The sequence below is a fragment of the Protofrankia sp. Cas8 genome, from assembly GCF_963555845.1.
Taxonomy (GTDB): domain Bacteria; phylum Actinomycetota; class Actinomycetes; order Frankiales; family Frankiaceae; genus Protofrankia.
Map to the genome: position 1 here is coordinate 2,993 of NZ_CAUVXI010000086.1, position 433 is coordinate 3,425.

General features: G+C 63.3%; 1 pseudogene. It reads right to left on the minus strand.

Annotated elements, in window-relative coordinates:
* Nucleotides 1-146: 146 nt before the first annotated feature.
* Nucleotides 147-433 (minus strand): annotated as a pseudogene (locus U9977_RS13995) (reverse transcriptase domain-containing protein); the annotation flags it as partial.

Consider the following 433-nt stretch of genomic DNA (forward strand, 5'->3'; position numbering starts at 1 on the left):
GATCAACTGGCTCGCCAACCTCTGAGACTCCACGACCGACAGGGAGTTATGCGCACCGCTCGACCCCCGGCCCCGCCCCTCACCAGGGCCGACAGGCCGACGCTGCGCATAATCCAGCGCTGCGCATTAGGTGGATTATGTTCAGCCGAACATAAGGACCCTTGCGGCGTGCCGGTGTGCGTCTCTCTGTTTTCGCCAAGTTCCATGAGGACCCCGGCCTTCAGGAACGCCTTGACCAGCGCCAGGACTCGTTTGTCCTTGACCCGCCGCCGGACCCGGTCCATCAAAGCGATATGCCCGATTTCGTCGAAGCATGCCTCGATGTCCGCGTCCAGTACCCAGTGATAACCCCGCGTACCGTAGAAGTGGATCTCGGCCACCGCGTCCTGAGCCCGCCTCCGGGGCCGGAAGCCATACGACACGGGCTCGAAGT